This is a genomic window from Amycolatopsis pigmentata (assembly GCF_042684065.1).
GTDB lineage: Bacteria > Actinomycetota > Actinomycetes > Mycobacteriales > Pseudonocardiaceae > Amycolatopsis_E > Amycolatopsis_E pigmentata.
Map to the genome: position 1 here is coordinate 535,233 of NZ_JBHUKR010000011.1, position 20,810 is coordinate 556,042.

Annotated in this window: 19 protein-coding genes and 1 riboswitch; of the genes, 11 read left to right on the forward strand and 8 right to left on the reverse strand. The window is 70.0% G+C overall.

Annotation, left to right across the window (positions count from 1 at the left end; translation table 11 throughout):
• Positions 1-19: 19 nt before the first annotated feature.
• Together ACFSXZ_RS24635 and ACFSXZ_RS24640 are read right to left on the reverse strand one after the other, a co-directional pair.
• Positions 20-3,229, reverse strand: coding sequence for an arabinosyltransferase domain-containing protein (locus tag ACFSXZ_RS24635; RefSeq protein WP_449224289.1), 3,210 nt, complete (start codon positions 3,227-3,229; stop codon positions 20-22).
• A 127-nt stretch (positions 3,230-3,356) separates the two neighbouring features.
• On the reverse strand, positions 3,357-4,088 hold the full coding sequence (locus ACFSXZ_RS24640) for a cobalt-precorrin-6A reductase (protein ID WP_449224285.1): 732 nt from the start codon (positions 4,086-4,088) through the stop codon (positions 3,357-3,359).
• An 85-nt stretch (positions 4,089-4,173) separates the two neighbouring features.
• On the opposite strand from ACFSXZ_RS24640, the gene ACFSXZ_RS24645 reads away from it, so the two are divergent.
• Positions 4,174-5,235 (forward strand): cobalt-precorrin-5B (C(1))-methyltransferase, encoded by a 1,062-nt coding sequence (locus tag ACFSXZ_RS24645; RefSeq protein WP_378267505.1) that lies wholly within the window; start codon positions 4,174-4,176, stop codon positions 5,233-5,235.
• Positions 5,236-5,267: 32 nt separating this feature from the next.
• On the opposite strand, the gene ACFSXZ_RS24650 is transcribed toward ACFSXZ_RS24645, so the two are convergent.
• A complete protein-coding gene (locus ACFSXZ_RS24650) occupies positions 5,268-5,462 on the reverse strand; it encodes a DUF3761 domain-containing protein (RefSeq protein WP_378267506.1) in 195 nt (64 codons plus the stop codon).
• Here ACFSXZ_RS24650 and ACFSXZ_RS24655 point away from each other — a divergent pair.
• A complete protein-coding gene (locus ACFSXZ_RS24655; protein WP_378267507.1) occupies positions 5,452-5,793 on the forward strand; it encodes a hypothetical protein in 342 nt (113 codons plus the stop codon). The genes ACFSXZ_RS24650 and ACFSXZ_RS24655 overlap by 11 nt on opposite strands.
• A 70-nt stretch (positions 5,794-5,863) precedes the next feature.
• On the opposite strand, the gene ACFSXZ_RS24660 is transcribed toward ACFSXZ_RS24655, so the two are convergent.
• The 3 genes from ACFSXZ_RS24660 to cbiE all read right to left on the reverse strand — a co-directional run bounded on the left by ACFSXZ_RS24660 (position 5,864) and on the right by cbiE (position 8,262).
• Entirely contained in the window at positions 5,864-6,172 is a 309-nt protein-coding gene (locus tag ACFSXZ_RS24660) for an SDR family NAD(P)-dependent oxidoreductase (RefSeq protein ID WP_378267508.1), read from the reverse strand.
• A gap of 165 nt (positions 6,173-6,337) precedes the next feature.
• Positions 6,338-7,072: a precorrin-4 C(11)-methyltransferase gene (gene cobM, locus ACFSXZ_RS24665; protein WP_378267509.1), complete on the reverse strand. Its 735-nt coding sequence runs from the start codon at positions 7,070-7,072 to the stop codon at positions 6,338-6,340.
• Positions 7,069-8,262, reverse strand: a complete 1,194-nt coding sequence (gene cbiE / locus ACFSXZ_RS24670) for a precorrin-6y C5,15-methyltransferase (decarboxylating) subunit CbiE (RefSeq protein ID WP_378267510.1) — start codon at positions 8,260-8,262, stop codon at positions 7,069-7,071. The genes cobM and cbiE overlap by 4 nt, the downstream gene beginning before the upstream one ends.
• Positions 8,263-8,290: 28 nt before the next feature.
• A riboswitch (adenosylcobalamin (AdoCbl) riboswitch) is annotated at positions 8,291-8,380 on the forward strand.
• Between the two features lie 116 nt (positions 8,381-8,496).
• Between cbiE and ACFSXZ_RS24675 the strand changes: the two genes are divergently transcribed.
• The 9 genes from ACFSXZ_RS24675 (at position 8,497) to ACFSXZ_RS24715 (ending at position 18,778) form a co-directional block, all read left to right on the forward strand.
• On the forward strand, positions 8,497-10,449 hold the full coding sequence (locus ACFSXZ_RS24675) for a putative cobaltochelatase (protein WP_378267511.1): 1,953 nt from the start codon (positions 8,497-8,499) through the stop codon (positions 10,447-10,449).
• A 71-nt stretch (positions 10,450-10,520) separates the two neighbouring features.
• The gene (cobO, locus tag ACFSXZ_RS24680) at positions 10,521-11,123 is read left to right on the forward strand and encodes a cob(I)yrinic acid a,c-diamide adenosyltransferase (protein ID WP_378267512.1); all 603 of its coding nucleotides are present in this window, start codon (positions 10,521-10,523) and stop codon (positions 11,121-11,123) included.
• A 32-nt stretch (positions 11,124-11,155) separates the two neighbouring features.
• A complete protein-coding gene (locus ACFSXZ_RS24685; RefSeq protein ID WP_378267513.1) occupies positions 11,156-12,475 on the forward strand; it encodes a cobyrinate a,c-diamide synthase in 1,320 nt (439 codons plus the stop codon).
• Positions 12,468-13,556, forward strand: a complete 1,089-nt coding sequence (gene cobC, locus ACFSXZ_RS24690; protein ID WP_378267514.1) for an Rv2231c family pyridoxal phosphate-dependent protein CobC — start codon at positions 12,468-12,470, stop codon at positions 13,554-13,556. Before ACFSXZ_RS24685 ends, cobC begins: the two co-directional genes overlap by 8 nt.
• A gap of 260 nt (positions 13,557-13,816) precedes the next feature.
• Positions 13,817-14,578 carry a DeoR/GlpR family DNA-binding transcription regulator gene (locus ACFSXZ_RS24695; RefSeq protein WP_378267515.1) on the forward strand — a complete coding sequence of 254 codons (762 nt, stop codon included), beginning with the start codon at positions 13,817-13,819 and terminating at the stop codon, positions 14,576-14,578.
• A 37-nt stretch (positions 14,579-14,615) separates the two neighbouring features.
• Positions 14,616-15,983: an ABC transporter substrate-binding protein gene (locus tag ACFSXZ_RS24700; RefSeq protein ID WP_378267516.1), complete on the forward strand. Its 1,368-nt coding sequence runs from the start codon at positions 14,616-14,618 to the stop codon at positions 15,981-15,983.
• A 4-nt stretch (positions 15,984-15,987) separates the two neighbouring features.
• Entirely contained in the window at positions 15,988-16,944 is a 957-nt protein-coding gene (locus ACFSXZ_RS24705; RefSeq protein WP_378267517.1) for a carbohydrate ABC transporter permease, read from the forward strand.
• 53 nt (positions 16,945-16,997) lie between these two features.
• Entirely contained in the window at positions 16,998-17,789 is a 792-nt protein-coding gene (locus ACFSXZ_RS24710; RefSeq protein ID WP_378267608.1) for a carbohydrate ABC transporter permease, read from the forward strand.
• Positions 17,786-18,778 carry a zinc-dependent alcohol dehydrogenase family protein gene (locus ACFSXZ_RS24715; protein WP_378267518.1) on the forward strand — a complete coding sequence of 331 codons (993 nt, stop codon included), beginning with the start codon at positions 17,786-17,788 and terminating at the stop codon, positions 18,776-18,778. The genes ACFSXZ_RS24710 and ACFSXZ_RS24715 overlap by 4 nt, the downstream gene beginning before the upstream one ends.
• 4 nt (positions 18,779-18,782) lie before the next feature.
• On the opposite strand, the gene ACFSXZ_RS24720 is transcribed toward ACFSXZ_RS24715, so the two are convergent.
• Both ACFSXZ_RS24720 and cobT read right to left on the reverse strand, forming a co-directional pair.
• Positions 18,783-19,499, reverse strand: coding sequence for an adenosylcobinamide-GDP ribazoletransferase (locus ACFSXZ_RS24720; protein ID WP_378267519.1), 717 nt, complete (start codon positions 19,497-19,499; stop codon positions 18,783-18,785).
• A 238-nt stretch (positions 19,500-19,737) separates the two neighbouring features.
• Positions 19,738-20,766: a nicotinate-nucleotide--dimethylbenzimidazole phosphoribosyltransferase gene (gene cobT, locus ACFSXZ_RS24725; RefSeq protein WP_378267609.1), complete on the reverse strand. Its 1,029-nt coding sequence runs from the start codon at positions 20,764-20,766 to the stop codon at positions 19,738-19,740.
• Positions 20,767-20,810: the final 44 nt, after the last annotated feature.

Consider the following 20,810-nt stretch of genomic DNA (forward strand, 5'->3'; position numbering starts at 1 on the left):
CGCGGTGCGGGGGGAACGGTCAGCGGGTCGCGGTGGAGCCGTTGGGCTGCTGCGGGCCGGGGCCCGGGGACCACCAGCCCCACTCGACCTGCTGGCCGCGCACGACATGCGGGGCCACGCCCTCGGTGTAGGGGTCGACCTTGATCAGCTGGCCCCACGACTGGCCGGGGTCGCCCTGCAGGTAGCTCGGCACCTCGGGCTCGTCGGCCAGCTCCTCGAGCCAGCCGTTCGGTCCGCCGCCCACGTTGTCGGCCCAGTCGGCTTCCGGCGCCAGGTCTCCGGCGGTGATCCGGTAGGCCGGGATCTCCGAGATGCCGTCGTGCGAAGCGACCGGGTTCATGCACGGGTAGACGAACGCGGACGGCCAGTCCATGTAGACCGGCGCATTGCCGACGCGCTGCGTGAGCGTGGTGAAGACGGGCAGCCGTGGCGCGCTCACCGCGACCCAGCCGTCGTCGGTGACGTCGTCGTCCAGCGCCACGACCCGGACCACGGTCACGTCACGGGGCAGGTCGCCGACCTGGACGCGCTTGTCGGTCCACTTCCACTTGCCCTTGTCGTCACCGCTCTTCTGCACGGTACCCACAGTGGGGCCCAGCACCGGCTCGGTCTTGACCACCTTGACGCCCTGCCGCGTCTCGGTGCCGAACTCGAGGCCGACACTCGTCGCCTTGTTCTGGGGAGCCGCGACGGCGACCGCCACCTGCGCTCCCGCGCGGTCGGCCGGAAGCGTGTACCAGTCGGTGCGCAGGCGGCCCGTCGGACCCTTGGCGTCGTGGTAGCTGCTCCACATCGGCACGGTAGCGGTGGTGAACCCGTGCGGTGGGCCACTGAGCGGGTCTCCGCCGTCGCCCTTGGGGTCGTTGTGGAAGCCGGTACCGGTCTTGCCGTTGTCGTCGTCCGCCGAGGGCAGCGCCGGATTCGCCGGGGTGACCTGCTTTTCCGGCACGGTCGGCAGGTTGACCGGCTTCAGCACGCTCGAGACCGGGTCGTTCTCGACCATCACGTGGTCGGACAGGTTGCAGCTCTTGCTGAACAGGTGGGCCACGTTCGCCGCGCCGAGGCTGTAGCTGTGCGCCTGCTTCTGGATCGCCTTACCCATGCTGGCGAACTCGAAGGCGACCACGATGCCACAGACCACCACCAGGGACATCGCGCCCAGACGGAGGGCCCGTCCGCGACGCTCGGTCACCGGTGGCGGCAGCCCCGGCCGTTGGGCACGGACGTTCTCCACGAAGGCGATCACCGCCGCGACCGCCGCGGCCAGCAGGAGCGCGGTCGACAGGTGGAAACCGTGGATCGAGGGCGCCTTGTCGAACCACGGCACCCCGAGCCCCGATACGAACCAGTAGGCGTTCGGCCCGGTCGCGGCCAGTGCCGCGACGACCAGAAGCCCCGCCGTGAAGGCGGCGCGGTTGCGCTTGGACCGCAGCACCGTGGTGCTGGTGGCCAGCGCGGTCAGCGCCGCCATCGCCGAGCCGACCGCGGCGAACGCGCCGAAGTGGTGCGTCCACTTGGTCGGGGTCAGCGCGAGAAGCAGGAAGAACAGCGCGGTCGTGCCGATCAGGCGCCGGGCGGGTCCCAGCGCGGCACCCTGGATCCGGCTCCGGCGCAACAGCACCACCAGGCAGGTGCCGGTGCACAGGATGAGCAGCAGGACCGGGAACCGGCGCGTCATCGAGCCGTCCGCGCTGTTGGCGAACAGCAGTTCGTACCGGGAAAGCTCGCCGTACCACGGGTCGTTGGGCCCGACGATGCTCCGCAACCGGGTCGCCTCGGTGATCGTGGCGAAGGTCTGGTCGATGAACACCACGATCAGCACGATGAACCCGGCGGCGGCGATCGGCCCGAGCACCGGGAGCCAGCCACCGTCGCGGGCGCGGGAACGCAGCATGTGGAACAGCGGCCGGGCGGCGACCAGGAACGGCGCGACCGCGATCAGCGCCGTCGGGGTGGCGGCGAGCGCGAACGCCGCGCCGATCAGGCCAAGGCACAGCGGGAGCAGCCGCCGGGTGACCAGCGTCCGCTCGACCGCGCACAGCGCGACCAGCGAACCGAGCGCGGCCCAGGGTTCCGGCCGCACGCCGTTGTTGAACGGCATCCACCAGACCAGGAACACCGTGGCGGCCGCCCAGCTCGCCGCGCGGCTGTTCCGGACCTGCGTGCCCAGCCTGGGCATGACCTCACGGCTGATCAGCAGCCAGCTGATCAGGCCGAGCAGGAACGACGGGAGACGGATCCACGGTGGCACCGTGGACACCTGTGCCATCAGCTCGTAGATGTGGTCGTTCCACCCGAACGGTGCCTCCGCGACACCGAACCAGCGGTGGTAGTTGGTCAGGTACCCGACCTGGTCCGCGACCCGGGCCATGGTGAGGATGTAGCCGTCGTCCGAGGTCACCGGGCCGATGATCACCCAGGCGCCGAGCACGCCGAAGACCGTCAGGTCGCGCGCGGTGAGCTTCCACCAGCCGACCGGGGCCCAGCGTGGCGCCCGGCGCGCGCCCTTGGCGTCCAGGCGGTTGACCGCGATCAGGCACCCGATGAGCGAGAGCACCCCGAACACGCCGATGGCGACCTTGAAGCCGGTCGGCGACGACTGGTACCGGGTGTCCGTGGTGATCGCCACGTCCAGCCCGTTGATGGGGTCCTTCGCCGCGGTGATGTCGGTGTAGATACCGATCACACGGGGCCGGACGTCGCCGCTGGAGTCGTAGACCGGGGTGCCGGCGACCTTGAGCGTGGTGTGCGTGGCGGTCGAGTCGAACTGCACGTCACAGCCGGTGGCGGGCAGTGGCTGGCGGGCCACCTGCTGACCTCGGCTGAACGCGCTGAGCACGCCGTTTTCCACGCGGAGCTGCATGCCGGCCCCGTTTTCGGAGCGGGCGCCCGGAATCGTGGAGAACAGCAACGCGCCGCCCGGCTCCCGGCCGCCGACCGAGCGGATGGTCGCGCAGGGCACGCCGACCCGCAGGTCCTGGGCCCAGTAGCCGGTCAGCGGGGCGTTGACCGGCCGCGTGTCGCCGCCCACCGGCCAGGTGATCTTGGCGGTGTCCTGGACGACCGGCAGGAACGGGTAGGAGATCGCGCACGCCGCGGCGAACAGGCCGAGCACGATCGCCAGCGTCCGCCAGAGCGGGCTGCGCGTTCTGGCGCCGACGGAAACGTCGTGATTCGGCTGATCTTCGGTCACCTCAGCGGGGTTGACCGTCGGCGTCCTGCTGGCCATCCACATTGAACGAACGCTATCGCCTAGGGGTGTCGGGTTTTCTTCGGGCTCGATGCTCACGGGATTATGCCCGCTTACCGGCGGTGAGCCCGGTCAGGTGTGATGAAGACGGTGTCGGGGTCGTCGGTCATGGGGTCATTCTGTGCCGTAACCAGGCCAGCGCGCTGGGCACGTCCGGAACCGTCGGCGATTCGGGCCGCGGCGGCCTGCGCACCACCACGACCGGGATGCCGCGCTCACGGGCGGCGGTGAGCTTGGCGGCGGTCATCGTGCCGCCGCTGTCCTTGGTCACCAGGACGTCGATCCGGTGCTCGGCCAACAGCGCCCTTTCCTTCTCCAGGGGGTACGGTCCGCGGTCGAGCAGGACGTGGATCCTCGGCGGCAGCGGCGGGCCCGGCGGGTCGACACAGCGCGCCAGGAACCACTGTCGTGTGCACGCCGCGAACGCCGCGAGGCCCTGGCGGCCGCTGGTGAGGAAGATCCGTTCCCCCAGGTCTCCGAGCAGCGTGGCGGCGTGTTCCAAGGTGTCCGCCCAGCGCCAGTCGTCGCCTTCGCGTGGCTGCCAACCGGGGCGCTGGAGGCGGAGCAGGGGCACCCCGGCCCGGCCGGCGGCCGCTACCGCCGACGTGCCGATGCGCTCGGCGAACGGGTGGGTCGCGTCGATGACGGCGCGGACGCCGTGTTCGGTCAGCCAGCGGGCGAGACCGTCCGGACCGCCGAACCCGCCCACGCGCACTTCCCCCACGGGCAGCCGGGGGTTGGCGACGCGGCCGGCGAGGGAGGTCACCACGCGCGTTTCCCCGGCGAGCGCGGCGGCGAGTTCGCGGGCTTCGGCGGTGCCACCCAGGAGCAGAATCACGACAGCACCCTATTCACAAGGCGAGGTCACCGGTGATGGTGAGACGTGGGCACGTCCTGAAAAACCCGAGATAGATAATCGCGCTGTGCGGTACGGCTGGACGACCGGGGCGTGCGCGACGGCGGCCGTGACGGCCGCCTATACCGCGCTGCTCACCGGCGAGTTCCCCGATCCGGTGGAAGTGCTGCTGCCCAAGGGAAAGCGTCCTGCCTTCGCGCTCGCCACGCATCGGCTGGCCGGTTCCTCGGCGACCGCGGGGGTGGTCAAGGACGCGGGTGACGACCCGGACGTCACCCACGGTGCCCTGGTCGTCGCCACGGTTTCACCGGCGGAACCGGGCGAGGGCGTGGTGTTCCGCGCCGGTGACGGCGTCGGCACGGTGACGCTGCCGGGGCTGCCACTGGCGGTGGGTGAGCCCGCGATCAATCCGGTGCCGCGGCGGATGATGGCCGAAGCCGTCGAGCGGGTCGCCGGGTCGTGTGGAGGCAGTGGCGACGTGGTGATCGAGATTTCCATCCCCGGCGGGGAGGAACTCGCGCGGCGCACCTGGAATCCGCGGCTGGGGATCGTCGGCGGGCTGTCCGTGCTCGGGACCACCGGGGTGGTGGTGCCGTATTCGTGCTCGGCGTGGATCGAGAGCATCCGCCAGGGCGTGGACGTGGCACGGGCGCTCGGGCACCGGCACGTGGCGGGCGCGACCGGCAGCACCTCGGAGGAGACGGTCGCGCGCCTGTACGGGTTGCCGGAAAGCGCCTTGCTCGACATGGGTGATTTCGTCGGCGCCGTGCTGAAATACCTGCGGCGGCACCCGGTGCCCCGGTTGACGCTGGCGGGCGGTTTCGCCAAGTTCTCCAAGCTCGCGGCCGGTCATCTCGACCTGCATTCCGGGCGGTCACAGGTGGATCCGGGCCTGCTGGCCGCTCTGGCGTCCGAGGCGGGACGCGCCGATCTGGCCGGCCCCATTTCGGAGGCCAACACGGCGTTGCAGATCCTGCAACTGTCCGAGGCGGCGGGTTTCCGCATCGGCGACCTGGTGGCCGCGCGTGCCCTGTCGACGGCCCGCGAGATCCTCGTCGGGGCGCCGGTCACGGTCGATGTCGTCGTGATCGACCGCGCCGGCGCCGTCGTCGGCCGGTCAGGCCCCTGAATCCGGTTACCGCGTTCGGCTACCGCATTCGGCTACAGCCAGGTGGCGACTCCGCCGTGGCCGGAGCACGTGCCCTGGCGGTGCTGGCTGAAGCTGTAGGTGCCGTCCTTGCACCGCGCGGTCGCGCCCGCAGGGGGCGAATCGGCCTTGGCGGGCCGTGGCACGCAGTTACCGTCGCTGTTGATGTAGGAGTCGGAACCGCAGCTCGCGACGGCCTTGTGCGTCACGGCGGGCGGTGCGGACGCGGCTTTCGGGACCTGGACGGCAGGAGCCTGGGCCGCAGGCGCCGGTGCGGGAGCCGGTGACGACTCCGTCGTGCTGGTCGGCTCGGTGGGCGCCGTGCTCGTCGTCGCGGAGGACGGCGCGACCAGCGACGCCGAGGTCGACGAGGAAACCGGTGTGGTCGCCGGAGAGGTCTGGACCCCGCAGGCCCCGGCGAACAGGAGGAACGCGCCTCCCGCCACCGCGGTGAGCCAAGATCGGCGTCTTCGCGTTCCGGGCGCGGAATTGTTCATGGTGTTCTTCACCTTCCCCAGTCGTATCAGAGACGCGCTGTGAGTCGGTGGAGAGCGAATGTTCGTGACACCCGTCCGGGTCACGAAAAGATTTCGATCAGGACCGGGCTCGCCTAGCGGGGCACTATGTCCAGCGGTTGTGACGCGGGGATTCCGTCGTTGTTCACCAGGATGTCGATCCTCGCCGAAACCCGCGCCACACCCTCGATCAAGGTCGAAATCCCCTCCGGTGTGGCCAGATCCGCCGCCACCCCGTGAGTACGTGCGCCCAGACAGGTCGCGGCAGCCGTCACCGCTTCCCGGGAGCGACCGTGAATGATCACCGAAGCTCCGGCCTGGTGCAACCATTTGGCGATTTCCCAGCCGGTACCCCGGGTGCCGCCGATGATCAGTGCGGTGCGTCCGGCAAGGTCGATTTTCACCGTTCCTCCATGGCGGACGTCGGTGTCGTTTCCCGGAGAGCATCGCATTCCAGGCCGGAGGTCCGGCAAGATGTCAACGCCATCCCTTGTGGGAAAGGAAGGTTTCGGTCCCCGTCATTTCCGGTTCCGGCCGAAATCCATCCGCCTCGGGCGGAAGCCGCTGTCTCAATCGGGGCGATCGCGCGAGGCGGAATACAAGTAGCTGTCGGGGAAAGCCTCGGCGGTGAGCACGCGACCGACGAAGATGACGGCGGCGCGGTCGATCCCGGCCGCGCGCACCTCGGGCGCGATGCGACCGAGTACGGCACGCACGATCCGCTGACCGGGTTGTGATGCCCTGGCCACGACCGCCGCCGGGCAGTCCGCGCCGTAGTGCGGCAGCAGGTCCTCGACGACCCGCTCGATCAGGTTGACCGCGAGATGCAGCGCGAGGGTCGCCCCGCTCGCGGCGAACGTGGCCAGGTCCTCTCCGGGTGGCATCGCGGTCGATCGTGCCCGCATCCGCGTGATGACCAGGCTCTGGCCGACCTCGGGCACGGTCAACTCGCGGCCCAGCACGGCGGCCGCGGCGGCGAACGCCGGTACCCCCGGCACGATTTCGTACGGCACGCCCGCCGCGTCCAGTCTGCGCATCTGCTCGGCGACCGCGCTGTAGATCGAGGGATCGCCGGAACACAGGCGGGCCACGTCCGCCCCCGTGGTCAGCTCGGCCACGATCTCGTCCAGGGAAAGCCGGGCCGTGTCCACCAGTTTCGCCCCGGGCGGGCAGTGGGCGAGCAGGTCCGGCGGGGTGAGGCTGCCCGGATACAGGCACACCGGGCAGCGCGCGAGCAGGTCGCGACCGCGCACGGTGATCAGGTCGGCCGCGCCGGGACCGGCGCCGATGAAGTACACGGTCATGGTCTTCCCCGCGCTTCGGTGGGTTTGGCGGCGCTCCACTGGGTCACGGTCCGGCCGGGCGTCCAGCCGGTGAACCCGCCGAGTGGCGCGGCGTGGTCGATCGCCACCCGGATGAGTTCGCCGCCGTGGGCGGCGTAGGCGCGGGCAAGCGTTTGCTCGGACTCAAGGGTCACCGCGTGCGCCACCAGCCGCCCGCCCGGCAGTAACGCGGACCAGCACGTTTCCACCGACGCCAGGCCACCGCCGACGAACACCGCGTGCGGAGCGGGAAGCCCGGCCAGCGCCTCCGGCGCGGTGCCGGTGACCACGCGAAGTTCCGGCACGCCAAGGGTTTCCGCGTTGCGGGTGATGCGCGCCGCGCGGGCAGGGTCGCGTTCGACCGCGATCGCCCGGTTGGCCGGGTGCGCGCGGGACCATTCGATCGCGACGCTGCCGGCGCCCGCGCCGACGTCCCACAGCAGTTCGCCGGGGACCGGCGTGAGCCGGGCGAGCGCGGCCGCGCGGAGGTCGCGCCGGGTGAGCTGGCCGTCGTGCTCGAAAGCGTCGTCGGGCAGGCCGAGCAGGGGCAACGCGGGACCGCCCGCGCACTCGATGGCGAGAACGTGCAGACCTCCGGCGGTGTGGCTCCAGGTGCGTGCCACGCCGTCGGCGCGCCGCTCGGCGGGTCCGCCGAGTTGTTCCAGCACGGTCATGGCGCTTTCGCCGAAACCGCGAGCCACCAGGAGCGCGGCGATCTCGTCCGGCGCGGCACCCAGAACCAGGATCCGGCGCCCCGGCGCGAGTGCCCGGCTCACCCGGTGCGGACTGCGCCCGACCACGCTGACAACCTCGGTCTCCTCGGCCGCCCAGCCGAGCCGTGCCCGGGCGAGTGCGACCGACGACACACCGGGCACCACGCGCACGTCCGGAAATCGTTTCACCAGCGTGGTACCGATGCCCGAGAGCATCGGATCGCCGCTGGCCAGCACACCGATGCGTTTTCCCTCGTGCGCGGCGAAAATTTCGTCCAGCGCGGGCAGCAGAGGGCTGGGCCACGGCACTTTTCCGGTCTCGGGCACGACGTTTCCGGGTACCAGGCCGAGCTGCCGGGGAGCCCCGAAGAGCACGTCGCACGCGGCGATCTCGGCCCTGGCCGCTTCGGCAAGGCCTGCCCACCCGTCGGCGCCGACACCCACAACGACGATCGTCACGAGGGAAACGGTATGCGATGATGCCGGTAACGGCCGCTGCAGGAACCCGGTGTGAATCCGGGGCGGTCCCGCCACTGTGACCGGTCACTGACCGGGAGCCAGAGCTTCGGCGGCCGTTGCGTGCCGTTCGCGGTGCGTGGCCGGTTCCCGGTGGGCGCGGAGACCCACCTCCGAGCAGAAGGAGAGCCCCATGCGGACACGGTTCCTCGCGGGACACCCGGGTCCGGGCCTCTAGTGCCCCCGTACCCGTTCAGCGCGGTCGTCGGGATGGACGAACTGCGGCTCGCACTGGTGTTGTCGGCGATTTCCCCGTCGATCGGCGGAGTGCTGGTGCGCGGCGAAAAGGGGACCGCGAAGTCGACCATGGTGCGCGCGCTGGCGAGCCTTCTGCCCGAGGTCGAAGTGGTGCGCGGCTGCCGGTTCTCCTGTGACCCGGCCGCGCCCGATCCCGGCTGCCCGGACGGACCGCATGACGGTGCCGGTCGCGAACGCCGTCCGGCGAGGCTCGTCGAACTGCCGGTCGGTGCGGCGGAAGACCGCGTGGTGGGGTCGATCGACCTGGAGCGCGCGCTGACCGAAGGGGTCACCGACTACCAGCCCGGGCTTTTGGCCGCCGCTCATCGCGGGTTGCTTTACGTGGACGAGGTCAACCTCCTGCACGACCATCTGGTCGACACCTTGCTCGACGCGGCGGCGATGGGCCGCTCGACGGTCGAACGCGAGGGTGTCTCGGTGTCCCACGCCGCGCGGTTCGTGTTGATCGGCACCATGAACCCGGAAGAGGGCGAGTTGCGGCCGCAGCTGCTCGACCGGTTCGGGCTCACCGTCGAGGTGGCGGCCAGCCGGGAGCCGGACCAGCGTGCCGAGGTCGTCCGCCGGCGTCTGGCCTATGACGCCGATCCGGATGCCTTTGCCGCCCGCCACGCCGCGTCGGACGCGAAGTTCGCCGCCGAAATCCGGGCAGCGCGAGGACTTTTGCCGTCGGTGACCCTCGCCGACGACGCGCTGGTCCGCATCGCCGAGGTCTGCGCGTCCTTCGAGGTGGACGGAATGCGCGCGGACATCGTCACCGCGCGCGCGGCCGTCGCGCACGCGGCGTGGTGCGGCCGGGACAGCGTGTCCACAGAGGACATTCGCGTGGCGGCGCGGCTGGCGTTGCCGCACCGCCGCAGGCGCGATCCGTTCGACGCGCCGGGTCTCGACCGGCAACGGCTGGAGGACGCCCTTCGTGACACTGAACCGCCGGAGGGACCCGACGATCCCGACGGCCCGGACGACCCCGGCGGGCCGGACGACGGTGGCCCCGGCTCGTCTCCGGCGGATGGTGGCGACGAGCCGCCGGAGCAGGGTGACGGACCAGGACGTCGGCAGGACATCCAGAAGGCCGGAAAACCTTACCGGGCCAGGGTTTTTACGGTGCACGGCGTAGGCGAGGGCGAACGCGGAAGGCGGTCTCGTGCCGAAAACGAGGCCGGGCGCACCATCGGCGTGAAGCCCGCCGGTGTGCGCGATGGCAGCCCGCATCTCGTCGCGACGATGAAGGCGGCGGCGCCCCATCAGCGGTCGCGTGGACGGCGCGGAGCCGGGCTCGTGCTGCGGCCAGGCGATGTGCGGTTCGCCCGGCGTGAAGGCAAAGAAGGCAACCTCGTCCTGTTCTGTGTGGACGCTTCGGGTTCGATGGGCGCGCGGGCACGGATGCGTGAGGTGAAGGCGGCGGTGGTGTCCCTGCTACTCGACGCTTACCAGCGGAGAGACAAGGTCGGCCTGGTGACGTTCCGCGCTGCCGGGGCTCAGTTGGCCTTGCCGCCCACGGTCAGCGTCGAAGCGGCCGCGGCCCGGCTTGACGCGCTCCCGACCGGCGGGCGGACGCCGCTCGCGGAGGGCTTGGTCGAAGCGGCGCGGGTGCTGCGCGTGGAGGCGGTGCGAGACCCGCGACGCCGGCCGTTGCTGGTCGTGGTGACCGACGGCCGGGCGACCAGTGGCGCCGACGCGGTCCGCCGTTCCCATGCCGCGGCGGATCTTCTCGCGGACACCGGGGTCGCGTCCGTGGTCATGGACTGCGAGAGCGGACGGATGCGGCTCGGTCTGGCCGGAGAACTGGCCGCGCGACTGGGCGCCGAGCACGTGCCGCTGGACCAGGTCTCGCTGGTGGACGCGGTGAAGGAACGGACCAGGAGGGCTGCCTGAATGAAAATCGCGAAGCCTGCTCGGGCGGCCCGACCGGGTGCGGGTGTCCCGCAAGACACAGGGGCTGCCTGATGCCGCGAGGGAGGCCGGAGGTGGTGCCGGACGACGGGCTGACCACACGCCAGCGTCGTGACCGGCCGGTGTTCGCCGTGCACACCGGGGACATGAAGGGGAAGTCGACGGCCGCGTTCGGGATGGCCCTGCGGGCGTGGAACCAGGGCTGGTCGATCGGGGTGTTCCAGTTCGTCAAGTCGGCGAAGTGGCGTGTCGGGGAAGAGACGGCCTTGCGCGCGCTCGGCGCGCTCGAAGAGGGCGGCACGGTCGAGTGGCACAAGATGGGCGAAGGCTGGAGCTGGACGCGGAAGCAGGGTGCCGAATCCGATCACGCGGCGAGTGCTCGTGAGGGCTGGGCCGAGATCAAACGGCGCCTGGCGGAGCAGCGGCACGACTTCTATGTCCTCGATGAGTTCACCTATCCGTTGCGGTGGGGTTGGATCGATGTCGCCGATGTGGTCCAGTCCATTCGGGACCGGCCGGGCCGTCAGCACGTGGTGGTCACCGGACGGAACGCACCGGCCGAACTGGTCGAGGTCGCCGACCTGGTGGTCGAGATGACCAAGATCCGGCACCCGATGGACAGCGGGCAGAAGGGCCAGCGAGGCATCGAGTGGTAGATCGCGCGCCTTCAAAATATGCAGTAGCGCGGGTGGTGATCGCGGCGCCGGGGTCGGGGCACGGCAAGACGACGGTCGCCACCGGGCTGATGGCGGCGTTGCGGGCGCGCGGGGTGCGGGTTTCGGGGCACAAGGTGGGGCCGGATTTCATCGACCCGGGTTACCACGCGCTGGCGACCGGGACGCCGCCGCGCAACCTCGATCCGTTCCTCCAGGGCGAGGATCTGGTGGTGCCGTTGCTGCTGCACGGCGCGGGTGAGCTCGCGGTGGTCGAAGGCGTGATGGGCTTGTTCGACGGTGCGCTGGGCACCGGTGGTTTCTCCTCGACCGCGCATGTGGCGCGGTTGCTGGACGCGCCGGTGATCCTGGTCGTGGACGCGAGCGCGGCGAGCCGGAGCGTGGCCGCGACGGTGCTGGGGTTCGCGCGTTTCGACCCGGAGCTCGAACTCGCCGGGGTGATCCTGAACAAGCTCGGCTCGCAACGGCACGAAGAGGAGATCGTCTCGGCGTTGGCCCAGACCGGGATTCCGGTGCTCGGGGCGTTGCGGCGCAGCGATGACATTCACGCGCCCAGCCGTCACCTCGGGCTGGTCCCGGCGGCGGAGCGGTCGGTCGAAGCCGGGCGGCTCCTGCCGAAGCTGGCCGCTTGGGTCGCCGAGGGGGTCGACCTGGACGCGGTGACCCGGATCGCCCGCGCGGCTCCCCGGCTCACGGGCTCGCCGTGGACACCGGGAGAACGAGCCGCGGTTCCGTCGCGTCGTGTCATGGCCGCTGCCGGCGGGCCGGCGTTCACCTTCCGCTACACCGAAACGGTCGAATTGCTCGACGCGCTCGGCATCGATGTGGTGGAGCTGGATCCGTTGCGCGACAAGGAATTGCCCGAAGGGTGTGCCGGTCTCTACTTCGGTGGCGGTTTTCCGGAGGTGCACGCCGAGGAGCTGTCGGCCAACGTGCCGCTGCGGGGTGCGGTCGCGGCGGCGGCCGCATCGGGTATGCCACTGGTCGCCGAGTGCGCGGGCCTGCTCTATCTCTGCCGGGAGCTCGACGGCCTGCCGATGGCCGGAGTTTTCGATGCCACCGCGCGCATGACCGCACGGGGCGCGCTCGGCTACCGCCGGGCCACCGCACCGGTCGCGCATGTGCTGGCCGAAGCGGGCCGGACGGTGACCGGGCACGAGTTCCACCGCACGGAAGTCGTGCCCCGGCACGGAAGAACACCAGCCTGGCGGTGGGACGACCGCGACGAGGGGTTCGCTTCGCCGTCCGTGCACGGCTCCTACCTGCACGTGCACTGGGCCGGGTACCCCGCGCTCGCGCGGCGATTCGCCGCGGCGGTGCACACGTATGTCTGACAGGGCCCGGCCGGGCACCGATGTGGATCTCCACCATCACGGTGACCGCGAGGTCGGTGACGGTCTGGTCGATCTGGCCGTGAACGTCCGTCTTCCCGAGCCTCCCGCGTGGCTGCGGCGTGAACTCGCCGACAGCCTTTCCGATCTCGCGTCCTATCCGGACCCGTCCGCCGCCACCGAAGCGGTCGCGGCGCGGCATCGGCGCGGGGACGACGAGGTGCTGGTCACCGCGGGGGCGGCGGAGGCCTTCACACTGCTCGCCCGCGCGCTCGAGCCGAGGCACGCGGTCGTGGTGCACCCGCAGTTCACCGAACCCGAGGCGGCCTTGCGCGCGGCCGGCCACGAAGTGCACCGGGTCGTGCTGCGCGGTGACTTCCGGCTCGATCCCGCGCTGGTTCCCCGGGAAGCCGATGTGGTGTTCGTCGGCAATCCGACGAACCCGACCTCGGTCCTGCACCCGGCGGCGACGCTGCGCGGGCTCCTGCGGCCGGGCCGTGTTCTGATCGTCGACGAGGCGTTCCTCGATGCCGTGCCCGGTGAGCCGGAAACCCTCGCCGGGCAATCGTTTCCCGGACTCGTGGTGATCCGGAGCCTGACCAAGACGTGGGGGATCGCGGGTTTGCGCGCCGGTTACCTGCTCGCCGAACCCGCACTGGTGAGCCGGTTGCGGGCCGTTCAACCGCCGTGGTCGGTGTCGACCCTCGCGGCGCGGGCGGTCGTCGCGTGCTGTGGTCTCCAGGCGCTCGCCGAGTCGGAAGAACTGGCCATCGCGGCCGAACGGGACCGCGCCCATCTGGTCGACGGCTTGCGGGAACGGGGAATCGAGGTCGCGGGCGCGCCGCGAGCGCCGTTCGTGCTCGTCCACCTTCCGGATGGTGATCGCCTTCGCCTCCGGCTCAGGGAAGCCGGGTTCGCGGTCCGCCGGGGCGACACCTTTCCCGGTCTCGGTCCCGGCTGGCTGCGCATCGCGGTCCGGGACCGCGCCACCACCGACGCTTTCCTTGCCGCGCTGGGAAAACTAGTCCGAGGGTCTGGACCAGTAGGCGAAGGTCACACTCCGCGGGTTCAAAACCTGGGGTAACTTGAGGAAGACTTGACCGAACGATCACCGGTCGTGCCCGGTGCCGTGTGGAAACGGGCACCGTACGGGCAAGGTGGTCAGGCAACCGGGCAGGCCACGCCGCCCGGACGCCAGGTCGACCAGGGCCGGCCCTGGGCTTTTCGGTCAGAATCGGGCATCCTCCGTCATGGTTCGGGCACGAACGTGCCCGTTCTCCGGTGTTATACCTCTAATCGACCTTGATTCGGGCGGTGCCCGGCTCTTCAGACACGGAGGTCTGAATGCACGCTGACGTACGTCAGAACGCCATCCTCGAGCGGCTCCGGGCCGACGGCAGGCTGGACGTCAGCAAACTGAGTGTCGACATGGCCGTGTCCCCGGAAACCGTACGGCGTGATCTTCGTGTACTGGAACAACATGGGCTCGTCCGGCGTGTCCACGGTGGCGCGTATCCGGTGGAGAGTCCCGCGTTCGAAACGACGTTGTCCAGTCGTACCACGGAAAACGTCGAAGAGAAGCGCCGAATCGCGGTCGCGGCGGCCGAACTGCTGGGGGACGCGGAAACCGTGTTCCTCGACGAGGGCTGGACTCCGAAGCTACTCGCGGAGGAGCTCCCCGCATCGCGGCGGTTGACCATCCTCACCGCCGCGTTGCCCACGGCCGCCGCGCTTTCCGACAATCCTCATCACACCGTCATCCTGCTGGGCGGCCGCGTTCGCGGGCGCACACTGGCCACGGTGGACCATTGGGCGGCCTCGATGCTCGCCGGTTTCGTCGTGGACCTGGCTTTCCTCGGCGCGAACGGCATCTCCCGGGAGCACGGGCTGACCACTCCCGATCCGGCGGTCGCCACGGTGAAGGCCCAGGCCATCAAATCGTCACGACGCCGGATTTTCGTCGGTACCCACAGGAAATTCGGGGCGAGCAGCTTCTGCAGGTTCGGTGACGTCCGCGAAATGGACGCGATCGTCACCGACAAGGGCCTGCCCAGCACCGAAGCACGTCGCTACATGGTTCATTGCCCGCACGTCATGAGGGTCTGAGCCCTCGGGCCCGAGTTTTCGTCGATAGGAGAGGCACATGGTGACAACGAGAGGTCCACTGAGGACAGCCGCCGTGGTGACGGCGGTTTTCGCCACGGCGACGGCCATGACGGCCTGCGCCGGCGCCGGGGGCGGATCCTCCAGCGGCAACCCGAACAGCATCAACGTGCTGATGGTGAACAACCCGCAGATGGTGGATCTGCAGAAGCTGACCGCGGACAACTTCACCAAGCAGACCGGCATCACGGTGAACTTCACGGTGCTGCCGGAGAACGACGTCCGCGACAAGATCAGTCAGGATTTCTCCAGCCAGGCCGCTCAGTACGACGTCGCCACCGTCAGCAACTACGAGGTGCCGTTCTACGCCAAGAACGGGTGGCTCGCCTCGCTGGACGGCAACATCTCCAGTGACCCGGGCTTCGACCAGAACGACATCCTCAAACCGATCGCCGAAGGGCTGAAGGGCGACGACGGCCACGTCTACGCCGAGCCGTTCTACGGCGAGTCGTCGTTCTTGATGTACCGCAAGGACGTGCTGCAGGCGGCGAACATCACGATGCCCGACAAGCCGACCTGGCAGCAGGTCGCCGACGCCGCGGCGAAGGTGGACAACGCCCAACCGGGGATGCGGGGGATCTGCCTGCGCGGTCAGCCGGGCTGGGGCGAGCTCTTCGCCCCGCTGACCACCGTGGTGAACACCTTCGGTGGCACCTGGTTCAGCAAGGACTGGCAGGCGCAGGTCAACGCTCCCGGTTTCACCGACGCGACCAACTTCTACGTCAACCTGGTCCGTGAGCACGGCGAGGCAGGCGCTTCCCAGGCCGGGTTCACCGAATGCCTGAACGACCTCGAGCAGGGCAAGGTCGCCATGTGGTACGACGCGACCTCGGCGGCAGGTTCCCTGGAGGGCAGCGGTTCTCCGGTCGCGGGCAAGATCGGTTACGCGGCCGCTCCGGTGAACAAGACCGCCAGTTCGGGCTGGATCTACTCGTGGGCGTTCGGCGTCCAGAAGGCGAGCACCAAGTCCGCCGCCGCGTGGAAGTTCATCTCGTGGGCGTCCGGAAAGGGATACGAGAACCTGGTCGGCAGCCAGCTCGGCTGGGCGAAGGTCCCGGCGGGCAAGCGGACCTCGACCTACGACAACCCGGACTACCAGAAGCTGGCGGGCCCGTTCTACGCCCAGACGAAGGAGTCCATCCTGGCGGCCGACCCGCGTAACCCGGGCGTCCAGCCCAGGCCGACGGTGGGCATCCAGTTCGTCGACATCCCCGAGTTCACCGACCTCGGTACGCAGGTCTCGCAGCACATCAGCGCGGCCATCGCCGGGCAGGAGACCGTCCAGGCGGCACTCGACGCCGGGCAGCAACTCGCCTCGTCCGTGGCCAAGAAGTACCAAGGGAAGTGACACCATGACCGCTGTGCTCGACCAGAAGGTCGGCACGGGCAAGGCGTCCGAGCCGCGGCGTGCCCTCGGGCACGCCGCGGCCTGGGCCCGCCGGGCTCCGTTGCTGCCCGCTCTGGTCTTCCTCGTGATCGTGACCCAGTTGCCGTTCGTCGGCACACTGGTCATCTCGTTGCTCCGCTGGAACGCGCTGAACCCGACCGACACCGGATTCGTCGGGATCGAGAACTACATCACCGTGTTCAGCGATTCCAACCTCAGGGACGCGGTGCTCAACACCATCGAACTCACCGTCGTGGTGATTCTGGTCAGCCTCGTGCTCGGGCTGCTGCTCGCTCTGCTGCTGGACCGGAAGTTCAAGGGCAGGCCGGTGGTCCGCACCCTGCTGATCGCGCCGTTCCTGGTCGTGCCCGCCGCGTCGGCGCTGCTGTGGAAGCACGCTCTGTTCAACCCGGTGTACGGGCTTTTCAACGGCGTGCTCACCTGGTTCGGGAAGCTCTTCGGCAATGAAGCGCCGGTGCAGTTCGACTGGATCACCACGATGCCGAAGACCGCCGTCGAGATCTCCCTGATCTGGCAGTGGACCCCGTTCATGATGCTGATCCTGCTGGCCGGCCTGCAGAGCAAGCCGGTCGAGGCGTTCGAGGCGGCGCAGGTCGACGGTGCGCGCGGGTGGCAGATGTTCCGCTACCTCACCTTCCCGCACCTGCGTCAGTACATGGAACTGGCGGCGCTGCTCGGTTCGATCTACATCGTGCAGAACTTCGACGCGGTCTTCACCATCACGTCGGGTTCGCTCGGCACCGCCAACCTGCCCTACGCCATCTACGAGACGTTCTACCGCGCCCACGACTACGGGGTGGCTTCCGCCAGCGGCGTGGTCGTCGTGGTCGGCTCCATCGTGATCGCGACCTTCGCGCTGCGGGTCGTGCTGTCGCTGTTCCGTGAGGAGGTAAAAGCGTGACCGCGATTACCGCGCCCGACACGACACCGCGTGCCCGCCGCAGGGCCAACAACATGCTGGGCCTGGTGGCCTGGGTGGTGGGCATCCTGTTCGTGGTGCCGGTGTTGTGGATGATCCTGACCTCGCTGCACTCGGAGGAGGCGGCGGCCACCAACCCGCCGTCCCTCTTCGCGCCTCTGACGTTGCACGGCTACGACGAGTTCTTCAGCGCCAACGCCTGGCCGCCGCTGATCAACTCGGCCACCGCGAGCATCGTCTCCACGCTGCTGGTGCTGCTGCTCGCGATCCCTGCGGCTTACGCGCTGTCCATCCGTCCCGTTCGCAAGTGGACGGACGTGATGTTCTTCTTCCTGTCCACCAAGATGCTGCCCGTGGTGGCCGGCCTGCTGCCGGTCTACCTGATCGCCCAGCAGATCCACATGCTCGACAACATCTACCTGCTGGTCATCCTGTACACGTCGATGAACCTGCCGATCGCGGTGTGGATGATGCGGTCGTTCCTCGCCGAGATCCCGGTGTCGCTGGTCGAGGCGGCGTCGATCGACGGGGCCTCGCTGGTGAAGGTGCTGCGTCACGTGATCATGCCGATCGCGCTGCCCGGAGTCGCGGCGACCTCGCTGATCTGCTTCATCTTCAGCTGGAACGAGATGCTGTTCGCGCGGGTGCTGACCAGTACGGTGGCGTCCACCGCGCCGGTGTTCCTCACCGGTTTCGTGACCAGCCAGGGGTTGTTCCTGGCCAAGGTGTGCGCGGCCGCCACGGCCATCTCGCTGCCCGTCCTGATCGCCGGATTCGCCGCCCAGGACAAGCTTGTCCAGGGCCTTTCCTTGGGAGCCGTCAAGTGAAAGCAGCCGTTATCAGCGCCGTCGGCACGGCCGAAGTGACCACGGTGGACGATCCGACCCCGGGTCCGTCCGACGTGGTCGTCGACGTGGCCGCGTGCGGACTGTGCGGAACGGACCTGCACATCCTCGAAGGTGAGTTCGCGCCGAAGCTGCCGGTGATCCCGGGGCACGAGTTCGCCGGCGAGATCGTCGCGATCGGCTCGGAGGTGGCAGGCCTGGCGGTCGGCGACCGGGTCGCGGTGGACCCCTCGCTGTACTGCTTCGGTTGCCACTACTGCCGCAAGGGACAGAACAACCTCTGCGAGCGGTGGCGGGCGATCGGGGTGACCGAAAGCGGTGGCGCCGCCGAGTACGCGCTCGCTCCGGCACGAAACTGCGTCAAGCTGCCGGAACACATCAACACGGCGGACGCCGCGCTGATCGAGCCGTTGTCGTGCGCGGTCCGCGGGTACGACGTGCTGACGAGCCAGCTCGGTTCCCGGATCCTGATCTACGGTTCGGGCACCATGGGCCTGATGATGCTGCAACTGGCCAAGCGCACCGGTGCGGCCAGTGTCGACGTGGTCGATCTCAATCCGGACCGGCTGGAGACCGCGTCGCAGCTCGGCTGCTCCCGGGCCGCGGCCACCCCGGACGAACTCGACGCGGGCCCCTACGGCTGGGATCTGGTGGTGGACGCCACCGGGAACGCCAAGGCCATCCAGGACGGCATCAACCGCGTCGGCAAGGGCGGGACGTTCCTTCAGTTCGGTGTCGCGGACTACGCCGCCCGCGCCACGATCGAGCCGTACAAGATCTACAACCAGGAGATCACCATCGTCGGCTCGATGGCGGTGTTGCACAGCTACGAGCGGGCAGCGGACCTGTTCGCCGCGGGTGTGCTGGATCCGGACGTGTTCATCTCCGATCGTCTGCCGCTCGACGACTACCCACGGGCGCTGGAGAAGTTCAAGACGGGACAGGGCCGCAAGATCCAGGTTGTGCCCTGAGGCTTCAACTGAGCATGACCAGCGTTGCGGTGGCGGCGGTCTCGGTGCAGGCGCCCAGGACGTCCCCGGTGATCCCGCCGAGCCGCCGCACGCAGCGCAGCAGCAGGAGCCCCACGCAGGCGTAGCCGACCGCGACCGCGAGCGGCCCGCGCCACCACGGCAGGCCCGGGGCGAACGCGGCGGCGGTCGTGGCGGCCAGGAATACCAAGGCCGCCAAGAGGATCGGCACCGATCCGGCGACCGTGGCGCCCAGCCCCGAAGGCCGGGCGGACGGCACACCCCGCGCACAACACGCGGAGAGGACAGCGCGGCCGGTGAACACGGCGAGCACCGCGGCGGTGCTCCCGTGCCCGGCGCCGGCCGCGCCCGCCAAAGCTCCACATTGGACAATCAGGATGAGTGCCAGCGCGGCGACCCCGGACGGGCCGGAGTCGCCCCGCCGCATGATCTCCAGCGCGCGCTCGCGGTGGTAGGAGGCGGACAGGCCGTCCGCGGTGTCGGCGAGCCCGTCGAGGTGCAACCCCCGGCTGCCCAGCGCGACCACCCCGATCGCGAGCCCGGCGGACACCAGCGCCGGAACCGGCAGCAGCATCACCGCTCCCGCCGCCACGGCCAGCGGTATCGCCGCGATCGGGGCGAGCACCATCGCGCCCCCCGCGACCGCGCGGTCGAGGGTCCGTGGCGGCTTCACCGGCACGGCGGTCAGCGTGCCGATCGCCATCCGCAACGAATCCCGGAGCCTGTCAGTGCTTGTCTTTAAACGCGCCCACCCGTCACCCACCACCGCCCTCAACGGAAGCCCTTCGCGCTGCTGTTCAACGCCGATCTTGTGGCCAGGGCTCTCGTTCAGTGTCTACCTCACGTTCTGCTGGTAGGGAACCCTGCCCCCAAGATCGGGTACCTTCGGATGGCGCGTTCTGTACTCACCTGACCAGGCACCCTGCGGTTTGAAGGCAGCCTCAGACGGCGTCGGCAAGGAGCCCCATGTCGGCGATGACCGCCCGCGCGGCGCGCAGCGTGGTGACGGCCTGGACCGCGCCGCTGCCCTCGCCCAGTCGCAGGCCGAGGTCGAGGATCGGGTCAAGGCCGAGCGCTTTGAGCGCGAAGTGCTGGGACGGCTCGGTCGAACGGTGCCCGGCCAGCCACCAGCGCACCGCGTCCGGCGCGATATCGCGTGCCACCAGGGCCGCCGCGCCGGAGAAAACGCCGTCCAGCAGCACCGGCACACCGCGCGCTGCACCCTGCACCAGGAACCCGGCCGTCGCGGCGGCACACGCGCTGCCCAACGCGGTCAGGAGCGCAAACGGTTGCGAGGTCCGGGAACCGGCCCGGGCCAGCGCGGCGGAGACCACCGAGACCTTCCGCGCGCGGCCCGCCTCGTCGACGCCGGTGCCGGTGCCGACCACCTCACCGGCGGGCAGGCCGAGGCTCGCCGCGACCAGCGCGGCGGCGATCGTCGTGTTGCCGATGCCCATGTCACCGGGGATCAACAGGTCCGCGCCCGCGTCGATCTCTTCGTCCGCCACCGCGCGTCCGGCCTCGAAGGCACGCTCGGCTTCACCGGGTTCGAGCGCGTCGGTCACGTCGATCGCGCCCGAGCCGCGCCGGATCTTGTGCGCCCGCACCTGTTCCGGCACGCCGTCGAGGTCGTCGTCGACCGCGATGTCGACCACCCGCACCCGCGCGCCGACCTGGCGGGCCAGCACGTTCACCCCGCTCTTCCCGGCCAGGAAGACCCGCACCATGGCGGCGGTCACCTCGCGCGGGTAGGCCGAAACACCCGGTCCCGCGCCGGTCACGCCGTGGTCGCCGGCGAAGACCACCACGCGGACGTCGTCGAGGGGGCGCGGCGGCACTTCGCCGTGCGCCGCGCTCAGCCAGGCGGCGAGATCTTCCAGCCTCCCGAGCGCGCCCAGCGGCTTGACCAGCGCGTCCAGCCGTCCCCGGGCCGCGGTGAAAGCGCTTTCATCAGGAGCCGGGATAGCGATTTGGTTCACCGCAAAGCCCTTTCTGTGTCTTTGAGGACGCGCCC

Excerpts from the sequence above, each read along its gene's own strand:
- ACFSXZ_RS24635 (WP_449224289.1), bottom strand. The coding sequence starts at position 3,229 with ATGGCCAGCAGGACGCCGACGGTCAACCCCGCTGAGGTGACCGAAGAT.
- cobM (WP_378267509.1), bottom strand. The coding sequence starts at position 7,072 with ATGACCGTGTACTTCATCGGCGCCGGTCCCGGCGCGGCCGACCTGATC.
- cobO (WP_378267512.1), top strand. The coding sequence starts at position 10,521 with ATGCCGCGAGGGAGGCCGGAGGTGGTGCCGGACGACGGGCTGACCACA.
- cobC (WP_378267514.1), top strand. The coding sequence starts at position 12,468 with ATGTCTGACAGGGCCCGGCCGGGCACCGATGTGGATCTCCACCATCAC.
- ACFSXZ_RS24695 (WP_378267515.1), top strand. The coding sequence starts at position 13,817 with ATGCACGCTGACGTACGTCAGAACGCCATCCTCGAGCGGCTCCGGGCC.
- ACFSXZ_RS24700 (WP_378267516.1), top strand. The coding sequence starts at position 14,616 with ATGGTGACAACGAGAGGTCCACTGAGGACAGCCGCCGTGGTGACGGCG.
- ACFSXZ_RS24705 (WP_378267517.1), top strand. The coding sequence starts at position 15,988 with ATGACCGCTGTGCTCGACCAGAAGGTCGGCACGGGCAAGGCGTCCGAG.
- ACFSXZ_RS24710 (WP_378267608.1), top strand. The coding sequence starts at position 16,998 with ATGCTGGGCCTGGTGGCCTGGGTGGTGGGCATCCTGTTCGTGGTGCCG.
- ACFSXZ_RS24720 (WP_378267519.1), bottom strand. The coding sequence starts at position 19,499 with ATGGCGATCGGCACGCTGACCGCCGTGCCGGTGAAGCCGCCACGGACC.